Source organism: bacterium, assembly GCA_040754625.1.
Classification (GTDB): Bacteria; JACRDZ01; JAQUKH01; order JAQUKH01; family JAQUKH01; genus JAQUKH01.
The window spans coordinates 1-16684 of the sequence record JBFMCF010000051.1 but is presented as its reverse complement, the minus strand read 5'-3'; the positions used below and the strand labels follow the sequence as shown (position 1 = coordinate 16684).

At 39.9% G+C, this 16684-nt stretch carries 17 protein-coding genes; 14 read left to right on the top strand and 3 right to left on the bottom strand.

Translation table 11 applies throughout. The annotated features are described in order from the left end of the window. Positions 1-148 precede the first annotated feature (148 nt). Positions 149-649 (top strand): nitroreductase family protein, encoded by a 501-nt coding sequence (locus AB1498_04070; GenBank protein MEW6087457.1) that lies wholly within the window; start codon positions 149-151, stop codon positions 647-649. Here AB1498_04070 and AB1498_04065 read toward each other — a convergent pair. Then, positions 646-1245, bottom strand: a complete 600-nt coding sequence (locus AB1498_04065; protein ID MEW6087456.1) for a GyrI-like domain-containing protein — start codon at positions 1243-1245, stop codon at positions 646-648. The two genes, AB1498_04070 and AB1498_04065, sit on opposite strands and share 4 nt — an antisense overlap. A gap of 115 nt (positions 1246-1360) precedes the next feature. Between AB1498_04065 and AB1498_04060 the strand changes: the two genes are divergently transcribed. The 5 genes from AB1498_04060 (at position 1361) to AB1498_04040 (ending at position 7047) form a co-directional block, all read left to right on the top strand. Next, a complete protein-coding gene (locus AB1498_04060) occupies positions 1361-2107 on the top strand; it encodes a hypothetical protein (GenBank protein MEW6087455.1) in 747 nt (248 codons plus the stop codon). A gap of 34 nt (positions 2108-2141) precedes the next feature. Then, entirely contained in the window at positions 2142-2900 is a 759-nt protein-coding gene (locus AB1498_04055; protein ID MEW6087454.1) for a TPM domain-containing protein, read from the top strand. A gap of 62 nt (positions 2901-2962) precedes the next feature. After that, complete coding sequence (locus AB1498_04050; protein ID MEW6087453.1) at positions 2963-3541, top strand: LemA family protein; 579 nt, start codon at positions 2963-2965, stop codon at positions 3539-3541. A 54-nt stretch (positions 3542-3595) separates the two neighbouring features. Beyond that, the gene (locus AB1498_04045) at positions 3596-5320 is read left to right on the top strand and encodes a CBS domain-containing protein (protein MEW6087452.1); all 1725 of its coding nucleotides are present in this window, start codon (positions 3596-3598) and stop codon (positions 5318-5320) included. A 68-nt stretch (positions 5321-5388) separates the two neighbouring features. Beyond that, positions 5389-7047: an AarF/ABC1/UbiB kinase family protein gene (locus AB1498_04040; protein ID MEW6087451.1), complete on the top strand. Its 1659-nt coding sequence runs from the start codon at positions 5389-5391 to the stop codon at positions 7045-7047. Positions 7048-7057: 10 nt separating this feature from the next. Here the strand turns inward: AB1498_04040 and AB1498_04035 are convergent, their stop codons facing one another. Continuing rightward, entirely contained in the window at positions 7058-8095 is a 1038-nt protein-coding gene (locus AB1498_04035; GenBank protein MEW6087450.1) for a HEAT repeat domain-containing protein, read from the bottom strand. A 142-nt stretch (positions 8096-8237) separates the two neighbouring features. On the opposite strand from AB1498_04035, the gene AB1498_04030 reads away from it, so the two are divergent. Further along, on the top strand, positions 8238-8636 hold the full coding sequence (locus AB1498_04030; GenBank protein MEW6087449.1) for a PilZ domain-containing protein: 399 nt from the start codon (positions 8238-8240) through the stop codon (positions 8634-8636). A 17-nt stretch (positions 8637-8653) separates the two neighbouring features. Here the strand turns inward: AB1498_04030 and AB1498_04025 are convergent, their stop codons facing one another. Then, positions 8654-9304, bottom strand: a complete 651-nt coding sequence (locus tag AB1498_04025) for a phosphopantothenoylcysteine decarboxylase (protein ID MEW6087448.1) — start codon at positions 9302-9304, stop codon at positions 8654-8656. A 120-nt stretch (positions 9305-9424) separates the two neighbouring features. On the opposite strand from AB1498_04025, the gene smc reads away from it, so the two are divergent. The 7 genes from smc (at position 9425) to AB1498_03990 (ending at position 16525) form a co-directional block, all read left to right on the top strand. Next, positions 9425-13105 carry a chromosome segregation protein SMC gene (gene smc / locus AB1498_04020; GenBank protein ID MEW6087447.1) on the top strand — a complete coding sequence of 1227 codons (3681 nt, stop codon included), beginning with the start codon at positions 9425-9427 and terminating at the stop codon, positions 13103-13105. Further along, the gene (gene ftsY, locus AB1498_04015; protein MEW6087446.1) at positions 13044-13976 is read left to right on the top strand and encodes a signal recognition particle-docking protein FtsY; all 933 of its coding nucleotides are present in this window, start codon (positions 13044-13046) and stop codon (positions 13974-13976) included. Before smc ends, ftsY begins: the two co-directional genes overlap by 62 nt. 17 nt (positions 13977-13993) lie before the next feature. Beyond that, complete coding sequence (locus AB1498_04010; GenBank protein ID MEW6087445.1) at positions 13994-14140, top strand: hypothetical protein; 147 nt, start codon at positions 13994-13996, stop codon at positions 14138-14140. Between the two features lie 116 nt (positions 14141-14256). Beyond that, on the top strand, positions 14257-15714 hold the full coding sequence (locus AB1498_04005; protein MEW6087444.1) for an RtcB family protein: 1458 nt from the start codon (positions 14257-14259) through the stop codon (positions 15712-15714). Between the two features lie 128 nt (positions 15715-15842). Continuing rightward, on the top strand, positions 15843-16085 hold the full coding sequence (locus AB1498_04000; protein ID MEW6087443.1) for a hypothetical protein: 243 nt from the start codon (positions 15843-15845) through the stop codon (positions 16083-16085). 5 nt (positions 16086-16090) lie between these two features. Further along, positions 16091-16279, top strand: a complete 189-nt coding sequence (locus AB1498_03995; protein MEW6087442.1) for a hypothetical protein — start codon at positions 16091-16093, stop codon at positions 16277-16279. A gap of 27 nt (positions 16280-16306) precedes the next feature. Further along, complete coding sequence (locus AB1498_03990) at positions 16307-16525, top strand: hypothetical protein (GenBank protein MEW6087441.1); 219 nt, start codon at positions 16307-16309, stop codon at positions 16523-16525. The last annotated feature ends 159 nt before the right edge of the window (positions 16526-16684 follow it).

The window sequence follows — 16684 nt, the reverse complement described above, 5'->3', positions numbered from 1 at the left end:
CACAATATGATGATTATTATACCTCAAAATTTTCTTAAAAACAGGGGGGAGCATTTAAAAAGTTGATTTTTATCGATAATGATAAGGAATTTTAATAAAATGTCAAAGAGATTTTTGACATTACGCTACAAATAAACGGGGGATTGTTATGAACCAGATTGTCGAAACCATAAAAAAGCGCCATTCCGTCAGGAAATACCTTGATAAACCTGTTCCAAAAGAAATTTTGAAGGAGATGATTGACGCAGGGAGACTTGCGCCAACAGCGCGTAATGAACAGCCGTGGGAATTTGTTGTGGTAACAAAGAGTGAACTGCTTGAAAAGGTTGCGGAAGCTACGGATCATGGTAAATTTATTAAAGGTGCGGGCGCCTGTATTATTGTTTGCTGTAAGGACACAAAGTATTTTCTTGAAGACGGCTCGGCCGCCACGGAAAATATAATTTTAACGGCTGAAAGTTTTGGGGTTGCTTCCTGCTGGGTCGCGGGGCATAAAAAGGGATATTGCGGGGACATTAAAAAAATTCTTGGGATCCCCGATGACTTGATTGTTATAAGCCTTATTTCCCTGGGATATGCCGGCGCGGATGATATATTACGCAAACCCAAGAAAAGCGTGGATGAAGTTATCCACTGGGAAAAATTTTAAATCTTTTCCACCTGATACCTGATTATTGTCTTGTATTTTTTCGGGTTTCCTTTAAAAAACATCCCGGGGCCTTTCAGGTATTCTTCTTCATGCGGCCCCGCAATTTTATGGCCATTGTCCGCGATAAACTTGTACAGTTTTTCTATCGAAGATGTTTCTTCGCTGTATGGCCCTGTGTGAAGGATTTCGGCTACAACGCCATATTCCCAGAATTCAATTTTCGCCTCCAACCCGGGTTTTTTGCCTTTTATTTCAGGGAGGCCCATAACTGTTTCGGGAACAGGCAATCCATAAATACCGATCCATTCGTTTTTTGGCGTGTCCGGCGGTTTTGGCCAGCGGGCCCGCGGGGCGGAAATTTTCATTTCCTTGTTGCTTTTTTTAAGGCCGTAAAATGTTTTAAAAAGAAGCCCGAAGGCGTCTTTGCCGGCAACATTCGGGTCCCCAACACTTTCAACCACAAGCATTTTTTGCCCTGGATGGGTTGAAATTTTCGGGTCCCTTAAATGTTCATATTCCTTGAGGTTTTTTGACGGCATGAAAAAAATGAACGCGATAATCAAAAAAATTATAACGGCGATTGAAATTTTTATCATAAACTTTTCTCCTTATTTTATAACGCCAAATAAATTTTACCTTAAAAAAAATATTTTATATAGAAAAAAATGTTATTTTTTTATATAATCTTTGATGGACAAGGAGGATATAATTATGGATTATGAAATACTTAATCTTGATAAAGTAAATATAAAGGCCAAAAAGACTGTTGAAGAATTTTGCGAAAAAATATTGGAAAAAAGTCCTTCATTGGCCGATTCCATTATTTTATACGGGAGCGCGGCAGGGCCTGATTTTATCGATGGAAAATCAAATATTAATGTTTTGCTGATAATGAAAGACACAAGTCTTTCAAAATTTCAGCCGCTGTTGGCTTTGTTTGAAAATTACGCGAAAAACGGTTTGGTGCCGCCTCTTATTTTTACACCTGAGGAAATAAAAAATTCAGCGGACGTTTTCCCTGTAGAGTTTCTGGATATAAAAGAAAATCATGTTTTATTATGGGGGCGGGACTTATTTTTGGATTTAGAGATTTCTTTGAAAAATTTAAGGCTGCAATGTGAATCAGAATTAAAGGGGAAAATTATCCGTTTACGCCAGATTTACCTGGAACGCGGGACGCAGCCGAAAGAAATTGAAAAAATAATCAGTTCGACATTTTCTTCCTTTATCCCCATATTTAAAAATTTGATCAGGTTAAAGAATAAAATTCCGCCACGGGACAGAAAAGATATTATTGATTTATTGTGTAAGGAATTTGGGCTGGATGCCGGAGTTTTATTTACTGTTTTGAGTGACAGAAAAGGCGATGGGAAAATAGACGGCAAAGACGCGGCGGCCTTTTTGGAAAAATATTTAACCCTGTTGACAAAGCTTGCCGGTGCCACGGACAAATTATGAAAAATATGATTGAAATAGGGAATTCAGGATTTGCATGAAAAGAAATAATCTGTTTTTAATTTTGTTTATATTTATTTTGTCTTTTAAAAATCAGGTTACCGGCGCTGGACCGGATTATCCGTCTCCTGCCGGGTATGTCAGTGATTTCGCGAACGTGATCTCCGTTGATGACAGCAGGCAAATGTCCAGTCTGATACAGGACTTGAAAGATAAAACAAAAGCGGAGGTTGCCGTGGTAACCTTATCTACGATTGGGGATGAGACAATTGAAGAATACGCGGTAAAACTTTTTGAAAAATGGAAGATAGGGGAAAAAGGGAAAGATACAGGTGTCTTAATCCTTCTTGCGGTAAAAGAAAGAAAGGTAAAAATAGAAGTCGGATATGGTTTGGAAGGGGTTATTCCTGACGGGTTGGCAGGACGGATTATTGATCAGGCGATGATTCCATACTTTAAAACGGGTGACTTCAGCTCCGGGTTGAAAAATGGGACAATAGGAGTTGTAGACTTAATAAAAAAAGAACATAAAATTAACGGTGCCAAGAATAATTTTGAGGATGAAAAAAACTTTGTTTTCTTTATTTTAATTATTTTTATTGTTGTTATTTTTTCTTTTATTGGAAAGAAGTTCCAAAGGCCATACCGCAGCGGGCCTTTCACCGGAGGAGGATATTGGGGCGGCGGATTTGGCGGGGGCGGTTTTGGAGGAGGGGGCGGGGGAGGTTTTGGAGGCGGTTTCGGCGGGTTTGGGGGAGGTTTCAGCGGAGGCGGCGGGGCGGGCAGGGGATTTTAAAAATTTACAAATACTTTATAAAGTGGTAAAATCTGATTTAAAGATAAAGAGGAGGAATATAAATGTTTGGCAAAATGGGAATTATCATAGGTTCAATTGTTGCGATAATCATACTGGGTGCGCTGTTTTTCATCGGCGGGTTAAATACGGTGGTAACAAAAGATGAAGCAATTAAGGCTTCATGGGCGCAGGTGGAAAACCAGTTAAAACGGAGAAGCGATCTTGTGCCGAACCTCGTAAGCACCGTTAAAGGTTTCGCGGCCCACGAGGAAAAAATAATAAACGAAGTGGCGGAAGCAAGAAGTAAACTTGCTGGCGCGTTTGACAGGAGCGCCCCGATTAATGAAAAAATTGAAGCAGCCCGCGGATTGGAAGGCGCGCTTTCAAGGCTGCTTTTGATTGTGGAAAACTATCCCAACATTAAAGCTGACCAGAATTTTATACGCCTCCAGGATGAATTAGCCGGGACGGAAAACCGTATCGCGGTGGAACGGATGAGATTTAACCAGAGCGTTAATGATTTTAATACGTATATCCGCAGGATACCCGGGAACATATTCGCCGGTTTTAAAGGATTAAGGGAAGCGCCTTATTATGAGCCGGAGAAAAAGGATTTAGCCGTACCTGAAGTGAAATTCTAAATTTAATATCTCATAATTTTGCTCCGATAATTAGTAGATAGAAAGGACTGCAATATGAAGAATAAATTTATTAAAAATATTTTGGCTTCAGATGTTATTTGTGTCCCGCCTGAAACAATTTTATCGGATGTGGTTTTGATTATGCGCAAGAAAAATATAAGTTGTGTGGTTGTAACTGAAAATAAAAAACCGGTTGGGATTTTTACGGAAAGGGACATGGTCAAATATTTGTGCAGGAATACCGACCATGGGAAAATAAAAATAGAAAAATTAATGTCAAAGTCTTTAGTAACGGTTAAAAAAGACATTAATATTTATGAATTATATGACCTGCTTATAAACAATAATATACGGCACCTCGTTGTGATTGATGAGGATGATAATACCGTCGGGATAATAACCCAGACGGATATCATAAGCAATCTCGGCCTTGAATATTTCTTTGACATCAAGGACATTTCAAAGATAATGACAAAAAACCTGACTACGGTCCCGGAAAACAGTTTACTGCCTGATATTATATCGAAAATGGCCGACCATTCTTTCAGTTGTATAATCGTGGAAAGAGACAAAAAACCAATCGGTATTTTTACCGAGCGGGATGTAGTGGATTTATATAACAGGGGAGTCGATCTGAAAACATTGACAGTTGATAAGGTAATGAGCTCCCCTGTGATAACGGTCAACGCGAAGATTCCTTTATACAGGGCAGTTAAAATGATGAATCATAACAGGATCCGTAGGCTTGTGGTGGTTGACGATAAAGGAATTATTACCGGTTTGATTACCCAGTATGACATTGTCAAGGGACTCGAGGCAAAATACATCGAATTTTTGAAGGATATTATCAGCCAGAAAGAAAAAATGCTCGAGGAAACAGAAAATGACCTTATTGAAAAAACAGCATACCTTGAAAATATTTTGTCTTCCTCCACAAATATGGCCATTATTGCCTCACATTTAGATTTTCAAATATTATATTGTAATCCCGCCGCGGAAAACATTTTTGGATACAATGTTGAAAAACTTTCCAAAACAGACCTTAAGAAAATTCTTGAAAAAGAAAACCTGGAAGAAATACGGTTTAACCGCGCAATGGCGCTGATACAGGATAAAGGCGATTATGATTTTATGATTGAACAGCAAAAGAAAGACGGGACCTGTTTTATAGAGTCAAGGCTTTCGGGAATCTGGGACAAGAGGAACAGGCTGATTGGATATGTATTAATATCCCGCGATATTACAGAGCGAAAAAGGGCGGAACAGCGCCTGGAACATATGGCGCATTTTGATTTGTTGACGGATATACCTAACAGGGTATTATTTTTCGACAGGTTGAACCATGCCATTAACGAAGCGAACCGCGAGAAGATTATGGTTGGGCTTCTTTTTATCGACCTGGACGGGTTTAAAAGCATCAATGACCGCATGGGGCATCTCATCGGGGACCTGGTGCTTAAAACTTCAGCGGAAAAATTAAAAAAATGCGTGCGTAAATCTGATACTGTGGCGCGGATAAGCGGTGATGAATTTGCGATTGTCCTGAGCAAGATTAAAGGGAAAAAAGACGCGGAATTTGTCGCCAGGAAAATCATCAGGAATTTTTCGAAACCATTTAGCATCAACGGCCATAAGATGTCTATTGGAGTGAGTATCGGTATCAGCATGCAGCACTACAACGGGAAAGGTTCGGAGAAAAAGCTTTTAAACGACGCTGACACTGCCATGTATTATGTAAAAGAGCAGGGAAAGAATAACTATAAATTTTTTGGAGAATAAGATTAATGGTGGGGAAAAAAATAACGGCACCCTTCCGCAACACAATACGCCTGCGGCAGATTTTGAGAGTGTTCTTAAAGCACGGCTTCCGGGATTTTATAAGTAAGCTTAACCTGGCAGGTTATCTCCCTTTGGCTAAAACCATCGAGCTTCTGAATATTTATGGAAACGAAGAAAAAAAACTCACGGCCCCGGAACGTTTCAGACTGGTTTTTGAAGAGCTGGGCCCTACTTTTATAAAATTCGGCCAGTTGTTGAGCACGCGCCCCGATTACATTCCATCCGAATACATTAAAGAATTTAAGAAACTGCAGGATGATGTCCCGCCCTTTTTTCAAGATGAAGTTAAAGAAATTCTCAGGGAAGAATACGGCACGGAAGCCGGGATTGATAAAATTTTCAAAACTTTTGATTTTAAACCTATTGCCGCCGCCTCTGTGGCACAGGTCCATTTAGGGACCCTTCGTTCAGGCGAGGAAGTGGCTGTTAAAATCCAGCGGCCTGACATAGAGGAAATAATCCGGCAGGATATACGTATTTTATACAGGCTCGCCTCTTTGATTGAACGGAATTTGGAAGAAAGCAGGCTCCTGGATCCTGTGGGCGTTGTAAATGAATTTGAGAAAACCATACTTAAGGAGCTTGATTTTATCACAGAGGCTTCAAGTATTGAAAAATTCAGGGAAAATTTTAAAAACTTTAAGGATATTTATATCCCCACTGTATTCTGGGATTATACTACGCGGCGTATTTTAGTAATTGAAAGAGTCAAAGGCATTGAATTGGATGAAATTAAAAAGATAAAAGAAAGCGGCCGCGACCCTAAAAAAATAGCCGACATCGGCTTGAATTGTTTTTGCAAACAGATTATGGAAGACGGGTTTTTTCACGCGGACCCGCATCCCGGAAACTCAATGCTGATGGATGACGGGCGGATAGCGCTGATTGATTTTGGCATTACAGGTTCTCTCGATAGCGAAATGATGGAAAATATCGCCAATGTTTTTATCGGTTACAGCGAACATGATTATGAAAAATTAGTCAAGACGTTTTATAAAATGGACATAATAAATGAAAACACAAATATTTCTGTGTTTAAACAGGATTTAAAAGATTTAAGCGAGCCGTTTTACGGCCGTTCGCTTAAGCACATAAGCATAAAAGAAATTTTTGATAAAATCATGCAAACCTGCCTTAAACATAATATTAAGCTTCCAAGAGATTTATTATTGCTTTTCAAGACCTTTTTGCAGATAGAGGCGTTGGGCAGGGACCTTGACCCTGAATGCAGTGTGCTGGAAAAGGCGAAGCCGTATGCCGTGAAGCTTTTAGAAAGAGGGCAGAATCCCAGGATTGCAATGAGGAATTTCAAGAGAGATATGGCGGAAATATATTCATTGATGAAGATAATTCCTGAAAATTTCAAGAAAGTGCTTGTCCAGTTAAGCAGGGGAGAACAGCGTTTTGAAATTATGCACCTCGGTTTTGATAAAATTAATATTGATTTGGTAAGGGGAATTAACAGGATTACCATGGGAATAGTGGTATCAGCTTCGATTATAGGTTCCGCTCTTGTTATTAGTTCCGGCGCGGAAATATTACCGGTTACTGTAAGCGGTTTAGGCAGGGTATCTCTTACTACTTTAATCGGCTTACTGGGTTTTACGGTATCCACAATATTAAGTCTTTGGCTCGTAATTTCTATTATCAGGTCAGATAAATTATAGGTAATATCTCTTATTGGTATCGTTCTCTTATTTCTATCTCAGTTATTTTATTGAGGTTTATACCGTTTATCTTTTTTAAAGATTCTTTTGCGTAATATTGAACTCCGGGATCTTCATCTTTCAATATAGCGGTGAGAGGATCAATTGCCCGCAAATCTCTGATATCCCCAAGCGATTTTGCCGCGTACCACCTGACTATTTTGTTTTCATCTGTAAGTTTGGCGATAAGAGGTTCAACTGCGCGTTTATCTTGAAAGTTTCCAAGCGCCCTGGCCGCCCTCCAGCGGATACCGGAATCCTCTTCGTTCAAGGCAAGAATTATATCCTCAACTGCCTGGTTGTCTCCCAATTTTCCAAGTGCGTCAATACTCCCTTTTTTAACATTTAAATCATCAGCATATAATGCGGCAATAAGGGGTTCAGCCGCCGGTTTACCTATGTTAACAAGTGCTTCTATTACCATATTTTGTATATCTGTATTTGTCTCCTTTAATGCCGATATCAATGCATTAATGCCGTATACATCATATATTATTTCTAATAATTTTGATATAACCGAACCTGATAAATAAAACGCCCGGGCAAAAGGAGCATCGCAGGGCCTCAGCGGGTTCCATGTAACGCTTGTAAGCGAAGGTGTATTTATATATACCTCAAATTTTTTTTCAAAAATAGTGATATTTTTAGATTCAAGGGATATTTTGCCGGCTAAATATGCCCCAGTGTAAAGATAACCTGCAGGATAATAATAAGTCCCCTCTGCTTTCCCTTCAATCTTTATTTTTATTGTACCGTCATAATCCAAAGCATCAGGCGAAACAACATCAACACCTGCATAGTTAAAAAGTCTTACTGATATGTCATCAATAGGCAGGTTAATTTCTTCCGGTCTGCAATTTTCATAGGATTGGTTAATAATTATCCGTACTTTTTTAAAAGAATCTGCCAAAAAGTTCAGTTTTTGGTTTTGAGCATGCCCTTCTCCGGTGTAAATAAATAAAATTATAAAAATAACACACACCAGTAACTCCGGCCTAATTTTTTTCATTATTCCCACCCTCTGTTTAAAACTATATGCCAGAATTTTTGGAGCGTCCAACAAGAAAAAAATTGAAACAAACACTATAGTTTGATAGAATATTTTCAATGGATTTTTATTTTAATAATATGAAGAATTGGAGTTCAAATAAATGGAGCCTTTAACTCCGCAGAAAAAAAGAGCCAAAAGAATTCAAAAATCATTTGTTGCAAGGTTTCGCATCCATAATGAAGGAGACGAATCATACTTTGATGATTCTTCGAAATGGAACATTGTTACTATAAAAAATTTGAGCTCGAGCGGGATTTTTTTTAACTATAATGAAAAAATACCTGTGGACACGGAATTAGAATTAAATATTTCACTGCCGTTTATTAGTGAACCAGTGCACTGTTTAGGCAAGGTGTGCCGGGTAGATGAAGACAAAAAATACCAGGCGGGATTAAGAAAAATTCCTGTTTATGGGATAGCCGTTTTTTTTGAGATAATAGATGATAATATAAAAAATGCCATAGATGATTTTGCGGAAAACTTTTGCCAGAATGGTTAGAAGCGGGATTCGATATTTTATAAATTGCGGCTGATTGCTTTAAAAAGATATTCCGGAAGTTTTTTTCTTTGCGGAACTTCGGTTATTTGTTTTGACGGGTTAATAATGAAAGTTTTTTGTTTTGCAATATCCGGGGTATTAGCCACAACTAAATCTGCCCTTGACTGTTTCATACTTTTATACGCTGTTTTTATCAATTGAGCATCCGGTTTATTAACTTCCAGTTTAAACTTGACTAAAAAGATGGCTGGATCAATTTTTTTTATGCAGTCTATGATTTTTTCAGCGGGTTTCAGTTTTATTGTGAGTTTCTGGTTTGATTTTATTTTCCCGCGAAAAGTTTTACAAGGTTTGTAATCTGAAACCGCCGCGGAGTGAATAAATATGTCGTATTCTCCGCTTCTGACCTCTTTTTTAACTAAATCAAATAATTCGTCAAAATATCTGAAATTCAAAACCCTGATATTCTTTGCAATTTTTTTATCAAGCAAAATTTGCGCGGGACCAAGCAGGAGTGTGACCTTAGCGCCCATTTTACAGGCGTATTCTGCAATTTCCGTCCCGGTCCTGCCGCTTGCAATATTGCTTAGCACCCTGACCTTATCGATTGCGGTCCATGTGGGCCCCGCGGTAATAAGAATGTTTTTTCCTAAAAGATTTTTTTTCATTTTTAAATATGTTATAATAAATGTAAAAAATTATACCATATTTTCACTTTTTTGTTTAATTGCTTGACAAAATAGTTTCAGCCCAGTATCATTTATAAAATTTTTAAAAGGAGTTTTCAATTGTTATTTAAGAAATTGGAAGTTTGCGGTTTTAAATCCTTCCCTGATTTAGTGGAATTAAAGTTTGATAAGGGTGTTACAAGCATCGTGGGCCCGAATGGCTGCGGGAAGACAAATATCCTGGATTCAATCCGGTGGGTCTTAGGCGAGCAGAGCTCAAAAATGCTTCGGGGAAGGGAAATGGCAGACCTTATTTTCAACGGCGGGGCCAGCAAGAAACCGAAGGGGATGGCGGAGGTTTCCCTGACGCTTTTAGATACGGAAGGGGTTTTGCCCACGGAGTACAGCGAGGTAACAATTACCCGCAGGCTTTTCAGGTCCGGAGAGTGCGAGTATATGTTAAACCGCAGCGCCTGCAGGCTGAAGGATATACAGGAATTGTTTATGGATACCGGTCTTGGAGCAGACGCGTATTCGATTATCGAGCAGTCGCAGACGGATTTGATATTAAGCAATAATCCCGGCCTCAGGAGGAGCCTTTTTGAGGAAGCGGCGGGTATCACCAAATATAAAGCGAGAAAAAAAGAAACACTTAGAAAGCTTGAAACGACAGAGCAGAATTTATTACGAATATACGATATTGTGGCAGAGGTCAAGCGCCAGATGAATTCCCTTAAAAGACAGGCAAGCCGGGCTGAACGATATAAAAAATTTCATGATGAATGCCAGGGCCTGGAATTAAAATTAGACAGTTTTTACTTTTATGATTTAGATGAAAAGCGGCGCAAATACAAACAGGATTTAACAGCTTTACAAGATGAACGCGAGGGGACGCTCGCGCATATTTCAAAATATGAAGCCGAGGTTGAAAAGCTGGACCTGGAAGCTATGCAACTGGGGGATAAATTAACTTTTATCCACGAATCAAGGAAAAATTTTTTTGAGAGAGTTGAAAACTTAACAAAAGAAATAGCTGAAATGGAGGAACGTCTTAAAGGAAAAGATTCCAGGGGAAAAATACTCGCGAAAGAAATTGAAGAAGATGAGGTTAAATTAAAAGAACTGGAAAAAGATTTGCATGATAAGCGAAATGAAATTTCAGGTTTTGATAATTTGATAGCAGGAAAAGAAAAAGAAATGGGTGACTTGGAAAAAGAAGCGGAAGAAACAGATGCCGCCGGCAAGGAAGCGGGTATTCTTTTGTCCGGAAAAGAAAATGATCTTGATAATGTTGAAACGGCGCTTTGGGAGAAAAATAAACTTAAACAGGAACTTGAAAAGAAGCTGGAGGAAATGGAGGCCTCTGGAAGCAATCTTATAAATTTAATAAAAGAGGCCAATGAGAAGATTGAACACCTTCAAAAAAGCGTGAATGAAAAAAGAGGTATTTTGAAGGAATTAAGAAACGATATAGATTCCCGGCGGGACAAACTGGAAGAATTAAGGCAGGAGCTTGTGAAAAACCAGGAATTGCTGCAAAGTGTTATGCCTTCCATTAATGACGTTTATAATGAAACAGCGGAACTTGATTATAAGTTTAAGATGCTGGAACAGCTGGAAAAAGAGTCTATCGGGTATAGCCGCGGGGTAAAAGAGCTGATGCGGGCGGAGAGAGAGGGAAAAATAAAAAAAGAAGGTGTTTTCGCCCCGCTTGTAAGTAAAATAAATATCTCAGAAGAATATAGAACAGCTTTGGAATCCGCGCTGGGCGAAGGAATTAATTATTTCCTGGCCGGCAGTGCAGGGAAAATAGATGAGTGTATAAATTATTTATATGGTGAAGGCAGGGGAAAGGCGGTTTTTCTTAACCCTGATTTTTTAAAGGAAACCGGACATGCCGGTGTGGAGATTTCAGAGGGTCTGCTTCCCGCGGGCGCGAAAAAAATACTTGATTTTGCCGAGGTTGATGAAAATATAAAGCCGGCGGTTTCTTTCCTTTTGAAAGATGTTTATATTGTCGACTCAGATATTTCAAAAAACGCGCTGGACACGCTTCCGGCGGGAATCAAACTCGTGAATAAAAACGGAAAATTGTTTTCGAAGGAGCTGATTTCCGGCGGTAAAGATTCAGCGGAACCCGTGAGTATTATAGGCAGGGAAAAAGACATCCAGTCACTCAAAGAGAAAATAGCGGGGCTCAGAAGGCAGCTTGAAACGAAAACACAGGAGAAAGAGAACATAGAAAAAAGACAACTCGATATTCAATCCCTGGTGAGCGGAATAAATGATGAAATTAAAGTTAAAGAGCACGATTTTACGGAAAATGAACGGATGGTAATAAAGCTGGAATTAGAATCAAACCAGTTTAAAAAGGAAAATGATAACCGGGGAATAAGCTTGAAAAATATTGAAAGTAAAATTGAATCGATAAAAAAAGAATTTGGCGAAATTGATTCTAATATAGAAGACCTGCTGGGAGAAAAAGAAGAAAAATCTCTTGAGCTGGAAGACGCGAAGAACCGGTATGAATTACTCGAGAAGAAAAGAGAAGACCTGGTATCTTCCTGCATGGAGAAAAAAGTCATCCTTGTTTCCATCAAGGAAAAGAAATCCGCGTGCATTGACCTCGAAAAAAGGCTGAATGATATTATAAACGCGGGTAAAGATAAGGTATCGTCTAAATCAAATGAGATAGAATTGATAAAAAAGACCGCCCGGGAAGAAGCGGTCTATTTCGAGGAAAAGAAGAAAAATCTCGAACATGCTAAAACTGAAAACAGCAGGGAAACTTTTGACAGGGAAGGGATAGAAAAACAGGAAAAAGAATTGAGGCTCTGCGCTAAACATATTGAAGACAAGATTAAGGAAGAAAGAAATAAACTGAGGCTGATGGAGGAAAATATCGCGGGTTTGCAGGTCAAAGAGGCGGAATTCCGTGTCCAGGAGGAGAGTCTCAGGCAGAAAATGCAGGATGTTTATAAATTCTCCTTCCAGGAGAATTCCTGCCCTCCCAGGGAACAGCTTGAAAATATTGAGGAAGTGAAATCCCGCATCGAGGGCCTTCGGAATGAAATGGGGCAGATGGGTTTAGTCAATATGATGGCCCTGGAGGAATATAAGGAAATTGAAGAAAGGTTTAATTTTTTGTCAAGCCAGCAGAAGGACCTGGAAGATGCTAAAAACAATTTGAATGACACTATTTCAAAAATAAACAAAGAAAGTGTTGAAAGATTCAGGTCAACTTTTGATAAAATAAGGGAAAATTTTACACAGGTGTTTGGGAAATTTTTTAAAGGCGGGCGGGCAGATTTAGTTTTAACGGAGGATGATATCCTTGAATCCGATATTGAAATAATCGCCCAGCCGCCGGGGAAAAAACCCGAGAGTATTCAGCTTCTTTCAGGCGGGGAAAGGGCCCTGACTGCTATAGGCCTTTTACTTTCCATTTTTATGGTTAAGCCCAGTCCTTTTTTGATTCTGGATGAAGTGGACGCGCCGCTTGATGACCCGAACATAAAACGGTTTGCCGAAGTAATCAGGGAGTTCGCGAAAAATACGCAGTTTATCATTATCACCCATAACAAGAGAACAATGGAGATGGCTGATTGTTTATACGGCGTGACGATGGAAGAACCCGGGGTTTCAAAGGTCGTTTCAGTCTCTTTCAAAAAAGAAGAATGCCCCCCTGACCCCCTCTTTGTAAAAGAGGGGGCGGGAGAAAATTCAGGAGCTGGAGAAAATGCTAAAAGAAATATTGGGACCGCAATCCAGACTGGCGCGGTGGAAACAGAGACTCCTTAAATCCCGCCAGCTGATTTTAGGCCCGATAGAGAAACTAATTACAGGAAAAGAAAATATTTCGAATGACTTCCTTGGTGAACTTGAAGAAATCCTGGTGCGGTCCGATATGGGAGTGCATATCAGCGACCGGATTATACAAGACATTAAATATACAAGTTTCAAAACGGGTGAAGACAGGGTCCGGAAAATAAAAGAGGTCATTGAAAAACGGATTTTGAGCATAATAGGTGAAAAAAATGTTTTGCTGAGCGAGAAAGTCCCTTTGGTTATATTAATGATTGGTGTTAATGGAAGCGGGAAAACCTCCACAGCCGGGAAGCTGGCTTATCGTTTTCACAAGGAGAATAAAAAAGTTTTAGTTGCCGCCTGTGATACATTTCGCGCGGCGGCTGTGGCACAGCTTGAAATATGGAAGGATAGAGCGGGTGTTGATATTGTTAAAGGCAGGGATGGGACGGATCCGTCGGCATTGGTATATGACGCAGGAAAACTGGTTTTGGAAAAAGGGTATCAGGTGCTTATAATAGATACCGCGGGGCGGCTGCATACCAAGTCAAATTTGATGGATGAACTTAAAAAAATAAAACGGACTGTGGATAAAGTAATGCCGGGGATTTACCAGGAAATTCTCCTGGTTATGGACGCTACGTGCGGACAGAACGGGATTTTGCAGGCAAAATTATTTAAAGAAGCGATAGGTGTTACGGGGATAGCGCTTACAAAGTTAGATGGAACAGCCAAGGGTGGAATTGTGATAGCTATTAAAGAGGGTTTGGGGGTTCCTGTCAAATTAATTGGTTTGGGAGAAGGACTGGAAGATTTAGAGGATTTTTCACCAAAGGATTTTGTTAAAGCCTTGTTAGAGGAATAAAAAGGAGGAGTTGAAAGATGGAATGTTGTGATACTTGTTCCAGGTATGATCATTGCCCGCAGGCTGATGAATGTTGTCCGAAATGTGAAAGTTATGACGACTGTATGTATGGGGAAGAATCTGTTAAAGAAGATTTAGATGAAGATGAGGATGAGTGGGAATAACAATCCGCCTGAGGCGGATTGAATTGAAAGTTCAAAGTTATAAAGTTCATCAAATTAAAATCTTTCTTTAGAGCTTTAGAAACTTTATAACTTTATAAACTTATTAGAGGAATCATATGCCAGAGTCATGGGCTGGTCCGTTAGAGAAAATCGATGATTACAGGTGGTTAATTCCAAAAACTTTTCAAGCCGGGATGCGCGTGCCGGGATTAATTTATACTTCAGAACATCTGATAAAAGATATCCGCATGGACCAGACACCGGTCCAGGTGGCGAATGTAGCCTGTCTCCCGGGGATTCTTAAATATTCCATGGCGATGCCTGATATTCACTGGGGATATGGGTTTCCGATTGGCGGGGTGGCCGCCTGCGGTTTTGAAGAAGGGGTAATTTCACCAGGCGGCGTTGGTTATGATATTAACTGCGGCGTGCGCCTTATGCGTACCAATCTTTTTGCGGAAGAGATAAGAAGCAAACTGGAAGAACTGTTAGATAAATTATTTAACAATATACCCGCGGGAATCGGCACAAAAGGAAAAATCCGTTTATCCGACAGGGAACTACGGGATGTTCTTCTAAAAGGTTCGGAATGGGCGGTAAAGAAAGGCTACGGCTGGACGGAAGATGTTGAGTTAACCGAAGAAAAAGGATGCCTGCGGGGAGCAAATCCGGATAAAGTAAGCGAGCGCGCGATAGAAAGAGGAAGGCCCCAGTCCGGTACGCTTGGGTCAGGCAACCATTTTTTAGAGATCCAGGAAGTAGTTGAAATTTATGACCCGCAAACCGCGGACATTTTTGGCCTTCAAAAAGGGCAGGTCACGGTGATGATCCACTCGGGTTCACGGGGACTTGGATACCAGGTCTGTGACGATTATTTAAAGGTGATGGGTCGTGCTGTTTTAAAATACAATTTTTCTCTTCCTGACAGGCAGCTTGCGTGCGCGCCTGTAAACTCGCCCGAGGGTAAAGATTATTTTTCCGCTATGGCATCGTCCGCGAATTACGCGTGGGCAAACCGCCAGTGGATAATGCACTGGACGCGTGAGGTCTTTGGCGATGTATTTTCCGAGAGTCCAGAAAAATTAGGAATGTCCCTGGTTTATGATGTCGCCCACAATATCGCGAAATTCGAAAGACACGAAATTGACGGGACAATAAAAAAAGTCTGCGTCCATCGCAAGGGCGCGACGCGTTCATTCGGCCCAAACCATCCCGATTTGCCGGAAAAATACAAGTCCTGCGGCCAGCCCGTGATTATCCCGGGGGATATGGGCAGGAATTCCTATGTTTTGGCAGGGACGGAAAAGGCCATGTGCGAAACATTCGGTTCAACATGCCACGGCGCCGGGAGGCTCATGAGCAGGACAAGCGCCCTTAAAGCCGCGACAGGCAGGCAAATTTATGACGAATTGTCCCGCCGGAATATCCTTGTCCGGACAGGTGATTTGAAAACACTTTCCGAGGAGGCACCCGCCGCCTATAAAAATGTGAATGAAATAGTCGACATAGTCCACAACGCGGGCCTCTCCCGTAAAATCGCCAAGCTCCGGCCGCTTGGGGTAATCAAGGGCTAAAGAAAAATAATAAAAAGTTTGTTCTGGATCCTTCGTCGCTTTAATAATGAAATATTACAAATTAGGATGTTATAGGGAATTTGTGGTATAATAATCTTTGAAAATGATATTAAATTATGGGAGGCAATATGGCAAAATTAAATATACAGGTAATGGAAAATGATTATGAACGTTTGGAACAAATAGCTAAACAGATGGGGAAAACCGTACAGGATTTAATTCATGAATGGGTTAAAAATTTACCGGAGCAGGATGTTAAAAAAGTTGTTGATGTAACGCGGGATAGTGTTTACCAAATGGAGGGTTATGAATCATCAGCGCCGAAAGATTTATCTAAAAATATTGATAAATATCTTTATGGTGAAGAATGATCGAAATGAAGCAAGTTTTCATGGATAGTAACGGCTGGGTTGCATTAAGCAATAAAAGAGACCAGTTTCACAGTATTGCAGTTAAAACAAATAAAAATTTATTAGAAAACGGCACTCGCTATATAACGACTAATTTTGTGCTGGATGAAGTTTATACGGTTTTATTGATAGAGGTCATAACAATCATTTTTTAAAAACGGACTATGTACGGAGGTGGATAAATGGAAACAATAAAATTTAAAACACATATTGAGAAAAACAGAATAATAAAAATTCCTGATTCAGTAATATTGCCAGAAGCAGATGTTAATGTGATTGTTCTAATTGAAAAAAAAGTATCTGAAAAAAAATCACACCGATGGGAACATTGGATTAAAGAAAAAGTTTTATCAGGCGGAGTAATTGGAAAATGGAGTCGGGAAGAAATTTATGATAGGTAAAATTGAAGGTAAAGTATTAGTTGATACAAACATTCTCCCGAGTTTGCCACTTTTAGAATTTAAAAATAAAAGTGTTGATTTGGCGCGGTTTTTCGTGTAAAAAAGTAGTGTGAAACCGCACTACCTAAAAATAAGGAAGGTAAAAACCCATTCTGGAAG